Consider the following 15,345-nt stretch of genomic DNA (forward strand, 5'->3'; position numbering starts at 1 on the left):
GCATCACATGCGCTGGGCGCCGTCCTTGATCGCGTCGCGGATGCGTGGATAGGTCCCGCAGCGGCAGACATTGCGGATCGTGTCGAGGTCGGCCTCGGTGATCGCGCGGCCCTCGCGCTGCACCTTGCGCACGAGCGCGACCGCGGCCATGATCTGGCCCGGCTGGCAGTAGCCGCACTGCGCGACGTCGTGCTCGATCCAGGCCTCCTGCATGGGGTGCAGGTCGCCGTCGACGGTGTCGGCGAGACCCTCGATCGTCGTGACCTCGTCGGTCTCCTTGATCTGGTCGACGGGCACGGCGCAGGGGTTGAAGGCCTTGCCGTTGATGTGGCTCGTGCAGGCCTTGCAGACGTTGATCCCGCACCCGTACTTGGGGCCGGTGACCCCGAGGACGTCGCGCAGGACCCAGAGCAGGCGCACGCCCGGCTCGACGTCGACGGTGACCTTTTCGCCGTTGAGGACGAAGGTGTGGCTGGACATGGCGCGCTCCTCAGCGGGTGTGGTCGAGGCCGTCGGTCGGCGACTGCGGGACGGATGGGACGAAGCTCTTGACCTCGAAGCTGATCGGGTCGGGGTGGTTGATGGGGAACTCGGTCGGCATGCGGCCCGTGGCGCGCGCGTAGGCGCAGGCGATCGCGGCGAAGCTCGACGCGACGCCCGCCTCGCCCGCGCCGCCGGGCTGCTGCGAGTCCGACGGCATGATCTCGACGGTGATCTCGGGTGGGACGTTCCACTGCCGCGTGTAGAAGTAGTTGTCCCAGCTGGCCTCGAGGAAGTGGCCCTCCTCGAGGTGGCAGCTCGTCGTCAGGGCCAGGCCGATGCCGTCCATGACGCCACCGAGCATCTGGGCCTCGAGGCCCGTGGGGTTGATGACCAGGCCGGCGTCGACGGCGAAGACGACCTTGGTGACCCGCGGCCCGGTGACGGCATCGCGGACCGTGCGGTTCACCGTCTCGGGGCGGCAGTCGATCTCGACGAGGCAGGCGGTCGCGCCCTTGTACTCCTTGTGGACCGCGATGCCCTGGGCGACGCCGTCGGGCAGGGAGCGGCCCCACTCGCCGACCTCGGCGGCCTTGTCGAGCACGGCCCGGGTGCGCTTGTCCCGCAGGAACTTCCGGCGGAAGGCGACGGGGTCCATCCGCATCCGCCGGGCCAGCTCGTCGATGACGAGCTCGTTGGCGCAGCGCACGTCGGGGGAGTAGATCTGGCGCATGCTGCCGGTGTTGAAGCGGTCGTCGGTCTCGGTGAGCGTCTGGCTCACGGCCCCGAAGTTGTAGGGCACCTCCTGGGTCAGGGCGAAGATCGTCTGCGCGAAGGTCATCTGGCCGACGGGCAGCTTGGCCGCGTGGTTGGTGATGATGTCGCCGAGGCCGTGGCCGAAGTCGGTCGTGACGCTCGTGTGCTTCTGCTCGAAGGAGAGGACCTCGCCGCCGAGGTAGGCCGCCCGGACACGAGAGGTCGCCATCGGGTGCAGCCGGCCCTGCCGGGGCTCGTCGGCGCGGTGCCACATGAGGCGCACCGGCTTGCCCATCGCCTTCGAGATGCGGGCGGCCTCGAGGGCCGCGTCGTGGAAGAGCTTGCGCCCGAAGGAGCCCCCGCCCTGGGTGACGTGGACCTTGACCTTCGACACCGGCAGGCCGAGCTCCAGCGCGATGTTCTCCTGGGCGACGACGGGCGACTTCAGCGAGCCCCAGATCGTCGCCGAGTCGGAGCGCACGTCGGCGATCGCGCAGTTGGGCTCGAGCGAGGAGTTGCTGCGGAAGCGGAAGGTGAAGGAAGCGTCGATCTTCTTGGCGAGCAGCGACACCTTGGGGGTGAGCATGGGCAGCTCGGCCTTCTTCACGCCCTCGAGCACGGAGGCGTCGGTGGCGCCGGCGAGGCGGCCCCCTTCCCACTCGACGTCCATCTGCTGGATCGCGTCGATGCACTGGCCGAAGGTCCGGGCGCGCACCGCGATGCCGGTGGCGACCTTGACGACGTCGGTGACGCCCGGCATGGCCTCGATGTCGGCGGCATTGCGCAGCGCGACGGGGCGTCCGTTGTGCGTCGGCGGTCGGCAGACCATCGTCGGCAGGGCGTCGGGGACCTTGACGTCCATGGCGAAGGTCTTCGCGCCGGTCACCGCGTCCCGGGCGTCGGTCCGCCCCTGCGGGGTGCCGACGACGGTGCGATCGGAGGCGTCCTTGAGGGTCACCGAGGCCCGGGTGGTCGTGGTGGCCGCCGCCTTGGACGACAGCTCGCCGAAGGTGAGCGCATTGCCCACGGCGTCGGTGATGACACCCGCCTTGATGGTCAGCGCGTCGACCGTGGTCCCGAGGACGGTCGCGGCGGCCTTGAGCAGCTGTTGTCGGGCCAGCGCGGCGGCGACTCGGATCGGCGTGTAGGTCGAGATCGTCGTGTTGGACCCGCCGGTCAGCTGGTTGAAGAGCAGCTCCGGTCGGGCCGGCGCCAGGGTGACGTCGACGCGGTCGACGGGCAGGTCGAGCTCCTCGGCGATGATCATCGCGGTGGAGGTGACGATGCCCTGGCCCACCTCGGCCCGCGGCAGGGCGAAGGAGGCGCGTCCGTCGGTGCCGATCGTCACCGTGATGAGGGCGGCCGTCGGGGCCGCGGCGAGGGTGAGCAGGTCGTTGAGATCGAGGATCTCCGCCGGCTGCGGCGGGGTGGGCACGACCGCCTCCGCGGTCGGTGCACCCAGGCTCATCTCGGCCCCGGTGACGAGCGTGGCCCCGGCGATGACGTAGCCCATGAAGGCACGACGGCTCGGGCCCGACGAGGTGCTCTCGATGCTGGGCTGAGGTTCGGTCACGATGTCTCCCATGGTCGACGGCGCTGTCGCTACCGAGCAGTAGACACCTGTCGGTGGGGTCTCGCGACCGGAGAGCCACCGACGTCCACGATGTGGCTCACCCCCTTCGGACGAAGGGGGTGACAGGATGCCGGTGTGCCTTCCCTGACCCGCGACGAAGCCGTCGCCCGCGCAGACCTGCTCACCGTGTCGCTCATGGAGGTCGAGCTCGATCTCGACCGTGGGCCGCAGACCTTCGGGTCGGTGACCCGCATCCACCTCACGGCGAGCGGTGACGGCACGACCTTCGTCGACGTCAAGCCGCGGACCCTGCACCGCGCGAGCCTCGACGGCGCCGAGATCGACGTGACGACCCTCGACGAGGGGCGGCTGCCCCTGACGGTGACGGCGGGAGACCACGTCGTCGAGGTCGAGGCGACGATGGCCTACAGCCACGACGGCGAGGGGCTGCACCGGGCGACCGACCCCGCCGACGGGGAGGACTACGTCTTCAGCCACCTCTTCCTCGATGCCGCCCCGGCGGTCTTCGCGTGCATCGACCAGCCCGACGTCAAGGCGCCCTACGCGGTGTGCGTCAAGGCGCCGCAGGAGTGGCACGTCATCGGCAACGGCTCCGGCCAGATCGCCGACGGCGGGGTGTGGCACCTCGCCCAGACCCAGCCGCTGTCGACCTACTTCGTCGCGCTGTGCGCCGGACCCTACGTGTCCGTGACCGACGAGCACGACGGCATCAAGCTCGGGCTCTGGGCGCGGCGCTCCCTTCGCCAGCAGCTCGAGGAGCACGCGCCCGAGATGCTCGAGGTGACCCGACGCAGCTTCGACTACTTCCACTCGATCTTCGGCATCCGCTATCCCTTCGACGACTACGACCAGGTCTTCGTCCCGGAGTTCAACGCCGGCGCGATGGAGAACCCGGGGTGCGTCGTCTTGCGCGATGCCTACCTCTACCGCGGGGCGGTGGGCCGCGACGAGATGCTCACCCGGGCCAACACGATCAGCCACGAGATGGCGCACATGTGGTTCGGCGACCTCGTCAGCCCCCGGTGGTGGGACGACCTGTGGCTCAACGAGTCCTTCGCCGAGTACATGGCCCACCGCTGCCTCGTCGAGGCCACGGAGTACACCGAGGCCTGGGTCGACTCGACGATGTCGCGCAAGTCGTGGGGCTACGGCGCCGAGCGCTCGCCCTCGACCCACCCGGTCGCCGGCTCGCCCGCGCCCGACGCGAAGTCGGCCCTGGCCAACTTCGACGGCATCTCCTACGCCAAGGGCGCGGCCGTCATCCGTCAGCTCATCGAGTTCATCGGCGACGAGGCCTTCCTCGAGGGGATCCGCGACTACCTGACCGCGCACTCCTTCGGCAACGGCACGCTCGCGGCCTTCCTCGCGGCGATGTCCCGCGCGAGCGGGCAGGACCTCGCGGCGTGGAGCGCCGCCTGGCTCGAGACCTCCGGCGTCGACACCATCGCCGTGGACCGGGCGGCCGGCACGGTCACGCGGCAGGCACCCGCGGGGCACCCCGCGCAGCGGCCACACGCCGTAGACGTCGCGACCTATGCCCAGGGCGCCGAGACCTCCCGCACGACCCTGACCCTCGACGCCGACTCGGCCCCGCTCGAGGGCGTCGACCTCGCCGCCCCGCTCGTGCTGCCCAATGCCGGCGACCGCACCTGGGCCACCCCGCTGCTCGACGAGCAGTCGCTCGCCGCACTGCGCACCGAGCTGCCGGCGATGACCGATGCCCAGGCGCGAGCCGTCATCTGGGTCGGCCTGCGCGACGGCGTCGCGCTCGCCCAGGTCGACCCGCGCCTGCTCGTCGACCTCGGCGAGGCGGCCCTGGTCACCGAGACCAACGACTCGATCTTCTCCCGCGCCGGCCTGCACCTGACCAACCGCGTTATCCGGGTCCTGCTGCCGCAGGAGGAGCAGGACGCCGCGCGGGCGCGTCTGGCCGCGGTCGGCGAGCAGGTGCTCGCGGCGGCCGAGCCGGGCTCCTCGCTCGCGCTGCACGCCGCGCGCCTCGTCGCCCGCACGAGCGACGACGTCGAGGGTCGGCTCGTGCCGTGGTCGCAGGGCCGGGACCTGCCGGCCGGGCTCGAGGGTGATGCCGACTTCCGCTGGATCCTCATCGGGCAGCTGACCCGCCGTGGTCTCGTCGGCGCGGCCGAGGTCGACGAGGCCCTGGCGCAGGACCGCACGATGTCGGGGCAGCTCGGCGCACTCACCGCTCGCGCCGCGATCCCCACCGAGGAGGGCAAGGCCGCGGCCTGGGCCGACCTGACGACCAACCGGGAGCGCAGCAACCACGAGCTCGTCGCGATCGCCGCCGGCTTCTGGGGGCCGGCCGACCGCTCGCTCGTCGAGCCCTACGTCGAGCGCTACTTCGCCGACGTCCCGCCGATGCGGGAGTGGCTCGGCGAGGACGCCCTCGCCCGCGTGGCGGCGATGACCTACCCGTCGCGCTTCGTCAGCGACGAGACCCTCGAGCTGTCGCGGGCGACGCTGGCGCGCACCGACATCGACCAGGGCGTGCGGCGCTCGATCGTCGACGCGCAGTCCGAGCTCGAGGAGGCCCTGGCCTCACGCCGCGCCTTCCCCGCCGCACGACCTTAGGCAAATGCGGCCAGGGTGCGCACGACCTCAAGGACATGCGAACCCGGGTGCGCACGACCTCAAGGAAATGCGGAGGTCTCAGGCGGTGATGACGATCCGACCGGTGCTCGACCCGCCGGCGAGGCGGGCGAGCGCGGCCGGGGTGTCGGCGAAGTCGTAGGTCTCGGCGACGAGCGGGGCGACCTGCCCCGCGTCGGCCAGGCGCACGAGCTCGGCGTGGGCGTCGAGCACCGACTGGGGGTCGTGCTGCTGGTAGAGGCTCCAGTGCAGCCCGAGGATCGTGTAGTTCTTCACGAGCGCGTGGTTGAGCCGCGGCTCGGGGACCCGGCCGCTCGCGAAGCCGACGACGATGATCCGCCCCTCGAAGGCGATGCACTTCGTGCTCTGGGTGAAGGCCGTGCCGCCGACCGGGTCGTAGACGACGTCGACGCCGCGGCCGCCCGTCGCCTCCTTGACCGCCTCGATGACGTCCTGCTCGCGACGGTCGACGACGACGTCGCAGCCGAGGTCACGCGCGATCTCGACCTTGTCGGCGCCACCGACGACGCCGATGACCCGCGCTCCCGCCGCCTTCCCCAGCTGGACGGCCGCCGACCCGACGCCACCGGAGGCGGCGTGGACGAGGAGGGTCTCCCCTTCGCGCAGGTGGGCCCGGCGGTGCAGGCCGAACCAGCCGGTCTGGTAGCTGATCATCAGCGCCGCGCTGGCGGCGTCGTCGAGCCCGGCCGGTGCGGCGAAGGTGCTCGCCGCGTCCATGAGGCACTCGGTGGCGAAGCCGCCCGCGGGCACCGCGGTGCCCCCGAGCACGCGGTCGCCGACGGCGACGTGGGTGACGCCCTCGCCGACCTCGAGGACGTCGCCGCAGACCTCCAGCCCCGGGACGAAGGGAGGCTCCGGCCGGACCTGGTACTCGCCGCGGCACATGAGGGTGTCGGCGAAGTTGACCGCGCTCGCGCGCACCGCGACCCGCACTTGGCCCGGCCCGGGGGTGGGCTCGGGGAGGTCGACGAGGCGGAGCACGTCGGAGGGGTCGCCCAGCTGCTGGGCCTGCCATGCACGGATCGTCATGTCGCGGAGGCTACCGACCTCACACCCCGTCCCGCCCACGCGTCTGCAGGGTGTGAGCACATCCACGATGATCGACCCCATGACCACCCGGCACGCCCGCATCTCCACGAGCCTCGGCGAGCTGACCGCCGTCGTCGACGACGCCCGCGACGGCGGGGGAGCGGTGCTCATCGGCCTGTACTTCCCGGGCCACTGGACCCTGCCCGACGGCGCCGACCACGGCCCCCGGGTCGACGTGGCGCAGGAGCCGGTCGTCGCCGCGCTCGCCGACCAGCTGCGCGAGTACCTCGCGGGGGAGCGCACGGACTTCGAGGTGGCCTACGAGCTGCGCGGCGGCGCGCACCACCGGCAGGTGTGGGCGCTGCTCGAGCGGATCCCCTACGGGCAGACCGTGACCTACGGCGACCTCGCCCGGGAGACGGGGGGCGCGGCCCAGGCCGTCGGCCGCGCCGTCGGGGCCAACCCGATCTCGATCCTCGTCCCCTGCCACCGGGTCATCGGTGCGGACGGGTCGATCACCGGCTATGCCGGCGGACTGGAGCGCAAGCGCACCCTGCTCGCCCTCGAGGAGCCGAGCGCCGTCGAGCGGGACGCGCTCTTCTGAGCGACGGCGTCGGGGCTACCGTCGCCGCATGAGCACCACCCCCACCCCGTCGCGAGCCGAGCGCCTCGGCGCGCTGCCGTACACCCGCCGCCACACCCGCCTGCTCGTCGGGTCGGGGACCGGCTGGGCCCTCGACGCCATGGACGTCGGGCTGATCTCCTTCGTCATCGTCGTCCTCGCCGACCAGTGGGACCTCACGACGGGCGAGCGGTCGTGGATCGTCACGGTCGGCTTCATCGGCATGGCGATCGGCGCGACCGTCGGCGGGTGGCTGGCCGACCGCTTCGGTCGGCGGGCGGTCTTCGCGACGACCCTGCTCGTCTACGGGCTGGCCACCGGCGCGTCCGCCCTCGTCGGCGGGCTCGCGGCCTTCCTTGTCCTGCGGCTCGTCGTCGGCCTCGGGCTGGGCGCCGAGCTGCCCGTCGCCTCGACCCTCGTCAGCGAGCTGTCCCCGACGCGCATCCGCGGTCGCCTCGTCGTGGCGCTCGAGTCCTTCTGGGCGCTCGGCTGGATCCTCGCCGCGGTCATCGGCTTCTACGTCGTGCCCCGCGGCGACGACGGCTGGCGGTGGGGCCTGGCCCTCGGGCTGGTCCCGGCGGCCTACGCGCTCGTCGTGCGCTTCGGCCTGCCGGAGTCGGCCGCCTGGCTGGAGCGCCGCGGCCGGCGCGAGGAGGCCGAGCGGGTGGTGCGCGGCTTCGAGGCGTCGGCGGGGGTGGTCGCGCCGCCCACGAGCCCGAAGGGGGTGCCCGCTGCGGTGGCCGAGCCGGTCCCGCAGCCGGCGCCGGGCCTGTGGTCGCGTGGGCTGCGCCGCCGCACCCTGGGCATCTGGCTCGTGTGGTTCGGGGTCAACTTCAGCTATTACGGCGCCTTCCTGTGGATCCCCTCGCTCCTCGTCGCGCGGGGCCACGACGTGACGACCTCCTTCGGCTACACGCTGGTCATCACGCTCGCCCAGCTGCCGGGCTATGCCCTCGCGGCGGTCCTCGTCGAGGCCTGGGGTCGGCGTTCGACGCTCGCCCTCTTCCTGCTGGGTTCGGCGGTGGCCGCGTGGTTCTTCGGGCAGTCGGACTCGGCGACGTCGATCATCGTCGCGGGCTCGGCCCTCTCCTTCTGCAACCTCGGCGCCTGGGGCGCCCTCTACGCGATCACGCCCGAGATCTACCCGACGGCGGTGCGCGGCTCGGGAGCCGGTGCGGCTGCGGGCTTCGGGCGACTCGCCTCGATCGCCGCGCCGCTCGTGGTGCCGGTGCTCCTCGAGCGAGGTGGCGGCGACGTCCTCGTCTTCACGATCTTCACCGCGGCCTTCGTCGTCGCGGCCGCGGCGGCCTTCCTCCTGCCCGAGACGCGAGGACGCGCGCTCGATACTTGAAACGAGGTTCAGGTGGGCATAGTCTCGGGCCACCCGTACTCGAAGGAGAGTCAGCATGGCCGCCGTCCCCACCGTGACCGGGAGCATCGACTCCGCCGACCTGGGCCGGGTGCTGGCCCACGAGCACATCTTCGTCGTGGGGGAGGAGTACCGGCAGAACTACCAGTCCGACTGGGACGAGGACGCCAAGGTCGCCGACGCCGTGACCCAGCTGTCCGAGCTCAAGGGCCTGGGCATCGACACGATCCTCGACCCGACGGTCATCGGCCTGGGCCGGTACCTGCCCCGCGTGCAGCGCGTCGCGGAGCAGATCGACCTCAACGTCGTCGTCGCGACCGGGGTCTACACCTACAACGAGATCCCCTTCCAGTTCCACTACACCGGGCCGGGTCTGCTCTTCGACGTGCCGGAGCCGCTCACCGAGCTCTTCGTCAAGGACCTCACCGAGGGCATCGCCGACACGGGGGTCCGCGCCGGCTTCCTCAAGTGCGCCATCGAGGAGCAGGGCCTGACCCCCGGCGTCGAGCGGGTCATGCGCGCGGTCGCCCAGGCCCACGTGCAGACCGGCGCCCCCATCACCGTGCACACCAACCCGCACACGCAGTCGGGGCTGGTCACCCAGCAGGTGCTCGCCGAGGAGGGGGCCGACCTGACGAAGGTCGTCATCGGTCACAGCGGCGACTCGACCGATGTCGACTACCTGTGCACGGTCGCCGACGCCGGCTCCCTCCTGGGCATGGACCGCTTCGGCCTCGACGTGCTGCTGCCCTTCGAGGACCGCATCGCGACGGTGCTCGAGCTGCTGCGGCGCGGGTACGCCGAACGCATGGTGCTCGCGCACGACGCGTCGTGCTTCATCGACTGGTTCGACCCGGAGGCGAAGCGGCAGGTCGTCCCGCGCTGGAACTACCGGCACATCAGCCAGGACGTGCTGCCCGCCCTCCTCGAGGGCGGCGCGAGCGAGGCCGACATCGACACGATGCTCGTCGACAACCCGCGCCGCTACTTCGAGTGAGGCTCAGCCCACCTCGTCGACGAACTCGATGACCCGTCGGGTGAGGATGCGGGCCTCCTCGGGCTGGTACTCCGCCGGCAGCGTCGGGTCGTTGAAGAGGTGGCCGTCCCCCTGGTACTCGACGTAGGAGTAGGCGCCGCCGGCGTGCTCGACGTCGTCCTGGAGCTGCTCGTCGACCATCGGGTCGAACTGCCGGTCCTCCTCGTGGAAGGGGTCGCCGGCCGTCACGTGGACCTGCCCCGGCACCCCGGGCGGCCACGTCGCCTCGAGGTGGCGCATGGGCATGCCGCCGCCGACCATGATGACGCCGCGGGCGTCGGCCGGGCGTTGTGCGGCGATCCACTGGGCCATCGCGGCGCCGTTGGAGAAGCCGACGGCCACGAAGGCGCCCTCGACGGCTCGCGCGGCCTCGAGCGCGTAGGCCATCTGCGCGGGGAAGCCGATCTCCTGCGAGCGGGCTGCGGCGGCCGGGTAGTCGTCGAAGGTGACGCCTTCGAGGTGGTCGACGGTGGTCACGCTGTGGCCCGCGCCGGTGAGGGCGTCGGCGAGGTCGGTGATGCCCTGACGCACACCGAGGACGGACGGGAAGAGCAGTACCTGTGCCATGTCCCGACCGTAGACCCGGGCGCCGACAACGTCGCGTCAGCGAGCCGCCGTCCGGTCAGCGAGTGAAGACCGGCGGCCGCTTCTCGACGAAGGCCCGGGCGGCCTCGACGTGGTCCGCGGTCAGGCCGCACGCCTTGTGCCGCGGCACCTCGGCCGCCATCGACTCCGCGAGGGTCTGGCCGGGGGCCTCGAGGAGGTTGCGCTTGATGCTCGCGAGCGTGCCAGCCGAGCCGGCCGCCAGCTGCTCGGCGAGCTCGCGGGTGCGCGCCTCGAGCTCCTCCTCGGGGACGAGCCGGTTGAGCAGGCCGAGGTCGAGGCAGGCCTGCCCGTCGAGGCGAGGGTTGAGGAACATCAGCTCGCGGGCGGTCGCCGGCCCGACGAGTCGCTCGAGCAGCCAGGCGACACCGAAGTCCCCGGACAGGGCGATGCTCGCGAAGGCCGTCGCGACGACGGTCCGCGGGGTGCCGATGCGCAGGTCGGCGGCGAGCGCGAAGCCCAGCCCGGCGCCCGCGGCCGCGCCCGGCAGGGCGGCGACGACCGGCTTGGCGAAGGCGTGGATCCGCCCGACGGTCAGCTCCTGGTGGCGCAGCTGCTCCGCGACCGCCGCCGGGTCGACCTCGCTGGCGCCACCCCCTTCGCCACCGTCGGCGTCGAACTGCTGGACGTCGCCGCCGGAGCAGAAGGCGCGACCGGCGCCGGTGAGGACGAGGACCCGCACGGCGGGGTCGGCCTCGGTCTGCGCGAGCAGCTCGCCGAGGCGCTCGACCATCTCCGGCGACATGGCATTGCGTCGCTCCGGCCGGTTGAGCGTGATCGTCGCGATGCCGTCGGTGACGTCGAGCAGCACGTGGTCGGTGGGGGCGGTCATGGGCACTCCTGAGGGGTCGGGTCGGGGACGGCGGGACGAAGGGGGCGGGCGAAGGCGAGGGCGCCGAGGGCCGGCAGCAGGGCGAGCAGGAGCAGCGAGCGGGGCCACCCGATGACGTCGCCGAGCCCGCCGACGGCGGCCGCGCCGAGGCTGCCGCCGAGCAGGAAGCACAGCGTGAGCAGGCCGAGTGCGCTGCCGCGGGTGCGGGCGGGCACGGAGTCGGCGACGAGGGCGGTCATCGCCGGCTGCCCGAGCCCGAAGGAGAGCATGAGCGCGAGCGTCGCGCCGACGAGCACGGCCGGCTGGGCGAGGGTCGTGCCGACGGCGGCGACGAGCACGGCGGCGGTGACGCCGGTCGTCGCGACGAGCTGGGCGCGGGCGGTCCCGAGCCGCAGCAGCGCCGGCCCGGTGATGCGCGGCGCGACGACCCCGAGCGCGGCCGCCGGCAGGAGCATCAGCCCGACTTGCACGCCGGTCCAGCCGCGTGCGGCGAGGCTCGTCGGGACGGCGACGAGCATGCCGAACCACGCCGACGACAGGCTGCCCGCGGTGAGTAGGGAGCGGCGGGCGGCGGCGCTGCGCACGAGCGCCAGCGGGACGATGCCGAAGGGGGTGCCCCGCGAGCGGAGCACGACGACCGGGGCGGCGACGAGGAGCAGCACCGCGCCGCCGACGGCGACGGCCGGGCCGAGGGTGGCGGCCTGGAGGGTGAGGACCGCGCCGGTGGCGGCGAGCGCGACGAGCAGCACGCCGGCGGGGTCGAGGGTGGCGCCCGGCTGCCGCTCGGTGGGCAGCCAGCGCCAGGCGACGGGCACGAGCGCGAGCGTCACGAGCGGGATCGCGACGACCGGTCGCCAGCCGAAGGGGTCGACGAGCGCCGAGCCGATGACCGGCCCGAGCGCGTTGACCGTGCCGCCCACCCCGGCATAGGTGGCCAGTGCCCGGGCCCGCGCGTCGCCGGCGAAGAGCGCCTGCACCGCCGCGAGGGTGAGTGCGGGGATCGCCGACGCGCCCAGCCCCTGGAGGGTGCGGGTAGCGATGAGCGCCGGCAGGCTGTCGACGAGCGCGCCGGCGCAGGCCGCGGCGACCATGACGCCGAGCCCGACGAGCAGGGGTAGTCGGATGCCGAGGAGGTCGCCGAGCCGACCGCAGATCGCGCTGCCGACGGCCAGGGCGAGGGAGTAGCAGCTGACGACGAGGGCTGCCCGGCCCGCGGTGAGCTCGAGGTCGTCGGCGAGGGTGGGCAGGGCGACGGCGACGGCCGCGCTGCCCATGCCGGTGACCCCGAAGAGGACGGCGATCGCGCTCGCCACGGCGCCCCGGTGCTCGGTGGCGGGTGCGGTGGCGATGTCGACCCCTTCGTCGGCTTGTATCTGAATCCGAGTTCAAGTATACCTGTGAGGACCACGGACGACCAGAGCCGACCGACCAGAGGATGCGCACCATGACGACGACGTCGGATGCCGCAGCGGGCGAGACCGCTTGTGCCGCAGCGCTGCTCATCGACTTCGGGGGAGTGCTCACCGTCCCCCTCCGCGCCGCCTTCGGCGCGCTCTCCACCGACATCGGGCTCGACCCGGACGCCGGTCTGCGCCTCCTCGCCACCCACGAGGGCGCCCGCACCGCGCTGGGTGAGCACGAGGTCGGCCGCCTCGACGACGAGGGCTTCGAGGACGCCTTCGCCGCCGCCCTCACCGAGGCCGGCGGCCACCCCGAGCCGCGCGGCCTGCTCGCCCGCCTCGCCGAGCACATGGACCTCGACGAGCCGATGATCGACCTCGTGCGCGAGGTCCGCGCCGCCGGCGTGCCCGTCGCGCTCGTCTCCAACTCCCTGGGCCGCGACTGCTACGCCCGGGTCGACCTCGACGAGCTCTTCGACGTCACCGTCATCTCCGGTCAGGTCGGGGTGCGCAAGCCCTCCCGGCAGATCTACCGCATCGCCTGCGAGCGGCTCGGGGTCGACCCCGGGCAGTGCGTGCTCGTCGACGACCTCGAGCACAACCTCGTCGGGGCCGCCCGCCTCGACATCCGCGGCATCCACCACCGCACCGCCGACGAGACCATCCCGCGCGTGCGGGCCGCCCTCGGCCTGCCGACGCAGACCGCAGCGTGACCCCCTTCGCCCCTGAACCACTCACCAAAGGACCCCACGATGTTCGACCTCAGTGACCGCGGCCAGGACTACCGCGACCGCCTGCTCGCCTTCATGGACGAGCACGTCTACCCCGCCGAGAGCGTCTACCGCGAGCAGATGCGCGCCTCCGGCGACGCCAACCACCACCCGCAGGTCCTCGAGGACCTCAAGGCCGAGGCGCGCAGCCGGGGCCTGTGGAACCTCTTCCACCCGCACCCCGAGTGGGGGCCCGGGCTGACCAACCTCGAGTACGCCCACCTCGCCGAGATCACCGGGCGCAGCATCGAGATCGCCCCCGAGGCGATCAACTGCAATGCCCCCGACACCGGCAACATGGAGGTGCTCACGCTCTTCGGCACCGACGAGCACAAGGAGCGCTACCTCAAGCCGCTGCTCGCGGGCGAGATCGCCTCGGCCTTCGCGATGACCGAGCCGGCCGTCGCCAGCTCCGACGCGACCAATGTCGAGACCCGGATGGTCCGCGACGGCGACGAGTACGTCATCACCGGCCGCAAGTGGTGGACCTCCAACGCCCTGCACAAGAACTGCAAGGTCCTCATCGTCATGGGCAAGACCGACCCCGACGCCCCGACCCACCGTCAGCAGTCGATGATGGTCGTCCCGATCGACGCCCCGGGCGTGAAGATCCTGCGCGGCCTGCCCGTCTTCGGCTACTGGGACCGCGAGGGCCACGCCGAGGTGGAGTTCGACCACGTGCGGGTGCCGCGCGAGGCGCTGCTCGCGGGCGAGGGCGATGGCTTCATGATCAGCCAGGCCCGCCTGGGCCCCGGCCGCATCCACCACTGCATGCGCGCCATCGGCGTCGCCGAGCGCGCCCTCGACCTGATGATCGACCGCGCCCAGTCGCGGGTGACCTTCGGCGAGCCGATCGCCAACCGGGCCAACATCATGGACTGGGTCGCCGAGGCGCGGATCGAGATCGAGATGGCCCGCCTGCTGACGCTCAAGGCCGCGCACATGATGGACACGGTGGGCAACAAGGTCGCCCGCACGGAGATCGCCGCCATCAAGGTGGCCGCGCCGCAGGTGGCGCTGAAGGTCCTCGACCGGGCGATCCAGGTCCACGGCGGCGGTGGCGTGAGCGACGACTTCCCGCTCGCCCAGTGGTACGCCCACATGCGCACCCTCCGCCTGGCCGACGGGCCCGACGAGGTGCACAAGATGACCATCGCCCGCCGCGAGTACCGCCGCCGCAGCCCGGAGTGGGGCAAGAAGTGACCGAGGGGCTGCGCGAGGACGCGCTGACCGGCTGGCTCGTCGGTCTCGGGGTCGGCCTGCAGGCGCCCCTGACCTACGAGCGCGTCGGCCTGGGCCAGTCCAACCTCACCTATCTCGTCACCGATGCGAAGGGGGAGCGGCTGGTCCTGCGTCGGCCGCCCCTCGGTGAGCTGCTCGCCTCGGCCCACGACGTGGCCCGCGAGCACCGGATCCTCTCGGCGCTGCAGGGCACGGACGTCCCGCTGCCGCGGGTGCTCGGGCTGTGCGAGGACCCGAGCGTCACCGACGTGCCGGTCCTCGCCGTGTCCCACGTCGAGGGCACGGTCGTCGACGAGCGGCCCGACGCCGAGGCGCTCGCGCCGGCGGCCCGGCATGCGATCGGGCTCGCGCTCGTCGACACCCTCGGCCGGATCCACGGCGTCGACCTGACCGCGGTCGGGCTCGACGACCTGGCGAGCCACAAGCCCTATGCCGCCCGCCAGCTCAAGCGCTGGTCCGGGCAGTGGGAGCTCTCCCGCACCCGGGAGCTGCCGGCGCTGGAGCAGCTCACCGAGCGCCTGCGGGCGCTCGAGCCGGAGCCGGGGGAGGTCGTGCTCGTCCACGGCGACAGCCACCTGCGCAATGTCATCGTCGACCCCGACGACGCGTCGGTGCGGGCGATCCTCGACTGGGAGCTGTGCACCCTCGGCGACCCGCTCGCCGACCTCGGCACGGTCCTCGCCTACTGGCCGCAGCCGGGCGACCGGCCGACGATGCGCTTCGACGCCTCGATGGTCGAGGGCTTCGCCACGCGGGAGGAGCTCGTCGAGCGCTACGTCGCGGCCACCGGGCGCGACGTCACCCACGTGCCCTTCTGGCACGGCCTGGGGCTGTGGAAGCTCGCGATCATCCTCGAGGGGGTGCGTCGCCGACAGCTCGACGACCCGCGCAACCTCACCGCGATGGGCCGCATCCCCGCCGAGGCGGTCGACGAGCTCGTCGCGTGTGCGCACGCCGTCCTCGACGCGGACTAGGGTGTCC

The 15,345-nt window shown here is 72.7% G+C and carries 13 protein-coding genes; 7 read left to right on the top strand and 6 right to left on the bottom strand.

Annotated elements, in window-relative coordinates:
• Positions 1 to 3: 3 nt before the first annotated feature.
• A complete protein-coding gene (locus tag NMQ01_RS02445) occupies positions 4 to 480 on the bottom strand; it encodes a (2Fe-2S)-binding protein (RefSeq protein ID WP_255185303.1) in 477 nt (158 codons plus the stop codon).
• Between the two features lie 10 nt (positions 481 to 490).
• Positions 491 to 2,809 carry a molybdopterin cofactor-binding domain-containing protein gene (locus tag NMQ01_RS02450; RefSeq protein WP_255185304.1) on the bottom strand — a complete coding sequence of 773 codons (2,319 nt, stop codon included), beginning with the start codon at positions 2,807 to 2,809 and terminating at the stop codon, positions 491 to 493.
• A 135-nt stretch (positions 2,810 to 2,944) separates the two neighbouring features.
• On the opposite strand from NMQ01_RS02450, the gene pepN reads away from it, so the two are divergent.
• A complete protein-coding gene (pepN, locus tag NMQ01_RS02455) occupies positions 2,945 to 5,422 on the top strand; it encodes an aminopeptidase N (RefSeq protein ID WP_255185305.1) in 2,478 nt (825 codons plus the stop codon).
• 78 nt (positions 5,423 to 5,500) lie between these two features.
• On the opposite strand, the gene NMQ01_RS02460 is transcribed toward pepN, so the two are convergent.
• Positions 5,501 to 6,490, bottom strand: a complete 990-nt coding sequence (locus tag NMQ01_RS02460; protein WP_255185306.1) for an NADPH:quinone oxidoreductase family protein — start codon at positions 6,488 to 6,490, stop codon at positions 5,501 to 5,503.
• Positions 6,491 to 6,569: 79 nt separating this feature from the next.
• Here NMQ01_RS02460 and NMQ01_RS02465 point away from each other — a divergent pair, with 79 nt between their 5' ends.
• The 3 genes from NMQ01_RS02465 to NMQ01_RS02475 are packed head-to-tail and all read left to right on the top strand — an operon-like array spanning position 6,570 to position 9,478.
• Positions 6,570 to 7,094, top strand: a complete 525-nt coding sequence (locus NMQ01_RS02465) for a methylated-DNA--[protein]-cysteine S-methyltransferase (RefSeq protein WP_255185307.1) — start codon at positions 6,570 to 6,572, stop codon at positions 7,092 to 7,094.
• 28 nt (positions 7,095 to 7,122) lie between these two features.
• Positions 7,123 to 8,463 carry an MFS transporter gene (locus tag NMQ01_RS02470; protein ID WP_255185308.1) on the top strand — a complete coding sequence of 447 codons (1,341 nt, stop codon included), beginning with the start codon at positions 7,123 to 7,125 and terminating at the stop codon, positions 8,461 to 8,463.
• Between the two features lie 55 nt (positions 8,464 to 8,518).
• Positions 8,519 to 9,478 carry a phosphotriesterase gene (locus tag NMQ01_RS02475; RefSeq protein ID WP_255185309.1) on the top strand — a complete coding sequence of 320 codons (960 nt, stop codon included), beginning with the start codon at positions 8,519 to 8,521 and terminating at the stop codon, positions 9,476 to 9,478.
• Between the two features lie 3 nt (positions 9,479 to 9,481).
• Here NMQ01_RS02475 and NMQ01_RS02480 read toward each other — a convergent pair whose 3' ends face one another.
• Genes NMQ01_RS02480 through NMQ01_RS02490 form a run of 3 tightly spaced genes read right to left on the bottom strand, consistent with a single transcriptional unit; the run spans position 9,482 to position 12,265 of the window.
• Positions 9,482 to 10,084, bottom strand: coding sequence for a dienelactone hydrolase family protein (locus NMQ01_RS02480; protein WP_255185310.1), 603 nt, complete (start codon positions 10,082 to 10,084; stop codon positions 9,482 to 9,484).
• A gap of 55 nt (positions 10,085 to 10,139) precedes the next feature.
• The gene (locus tag NMQ01_RS02485; RefSeq protein WP_255185311.1) at positions 10,140 to 10,952 is read right to left on the bottom strand and encodes an enoyl-CoA hydratase-related protein; all 813 of its coding nucleotides are present in this window, start codon (positions 10,950 to 10,952) and stop codon (positions 10,140 to 10,142) included.
• Positions 10,949 to 12,265, bottom strand: a complete 1,317-nt coding sequence (locus tag NMQ01_RS02490; protein ID WP_255185312.1) for an MFS transporter — start codon at positions 12,263 to 12,265, stop codon at positions 10,949 to 10,951. Before NMQ01_RS02490 ends, NMQ01_RS02485 begins: the two co-directional genes overlap by 4 nt.
• Positions 12,266 to 12,396: 131 nt before the next feature.
• Here NMQ01_RS02490 and NMQ01_RS02495 point away from each other — a divergent pair, with 131 nt between their 5' ends.
• The 3 genes from NMQ01_RS02495 to NMQ01_RS02505 are packed head-to-tail and all read left to right on the top strand — an operon-like array spanning position 12,397 to position 15,338.
• A complete protein-coding gene (locus NMQ01_RS02495) occupies positions 12,397 to 13,065 on the top strand; it encodes an HAD family phosphatase (protein ID WP_255185313.1) in 669 nt (222 codons plus the stop codon).
• Positions 13,066 to 13,104: 39 nt separating this feature from the next.
• Positions 13,105 to 14,325, top strand: coding sequence for an acyl-CoA dehydrogenase family protein (locus NMQ01_RS02500; protein ID WP_255185314.1), 1,221 nt, complete (start codon positions 13,105 to 13,107; stop codon positions 14,323 to 14,325).
• On the top strand, positions 14,322 to 15,338 hold the full coding sequence (locus NMQ01_RS02505) for a phosphotransferase family protein (protein WP_255185315.1): 1,017 nt from the start codon (positions 14,322 to 14,324) through the stop codon (positions 15,336 to 15,338). The genes NMQ01_RS02500 and NMQ01_RS02505 overlap by 4 nt, the downstream gene beginning before the upstream one ends.
• Positions 15,339 to 15,345 lie beyond the last annotated feature (7 nt).

Origin of the sequence: Janibacter sp. CX7 (assembly GCF_024362365.1) — a bacterium.
Classification (GTDB): domain Bacteria; phylum Actinomycetota; class Actinomycetes; order Actinomycetales; family Dermatophilaceae; genus Janibacter.

Excerpts from the sequence above, each read along its gene's own strand:
- NMQ01_RS02495 (WP_255185313.1), top strand. The coding sequence starts at position 12,397 with ATGACGACGACGTCGGATGCCGCAGCGGGCGAGACCGCTTGTGCCGCA.
- NMQ01_RS02485 (WP_255185311.1), bottom strand. The coding sequence starts at position 10,952 with ATGACCGCCCCCACCGACCACGTGCTGCTCGACGTCACCGACGGCATC.
- NMQ01_RS02480 (WP_255185310.1), bottom strand. The coding sequence starts at position 10,084 with ATGGCACAGGTACTGCTCTTCCCGTCCGTCCTCGGTGTGCGTCAGGGC.
- NMQ01_RS02465 (WP_255185307.1), top strand. The coding sequence starts at position 6,570 with ATGACCACCCGGCACGCCCGCATCTCCACGAGCCTCGGCGAGCTGACC.
- NMQ01_RS02445 (WP_255185303.1), bottom strand. The coding sequence starts at position 480 with ATGTCCAGCCACACCTTCGTCCTCAACGGCGAAAAGGTCACCGTCGAC.
- NMQ01_RS02460 (WP_255185306.1), bottom strand. The coding sequence starts at position 6,490 with ATGACGATCCGTGCATGGCAGGCCCAGCAGCTGGGCGACCCCTCCGAC.
- NMQ01_RS02500 (WP_255185314.1), top strand. The coding sequence starts at position 13,105 with ATGTTCGACCTCAGTGACCGCGGCCAGGACTACCGCGACCGCCTGCTC.
- NMQ01_RS02470 (WP_255185308.1), top strand. The coding sequence starts at position 7,123 with ATGAGCACCACCCCCACCCCGTCGCGAGCCGAGCGCCTCGGCGCGCTG.
- NMQ01_RS02475 (WP_255185309.1), top strand. The coding sequence starts at position 8,519 with ATGGCCGCCGTCCCCACCGTGACCGGGAGCATCGACTCCGCCGACCTG.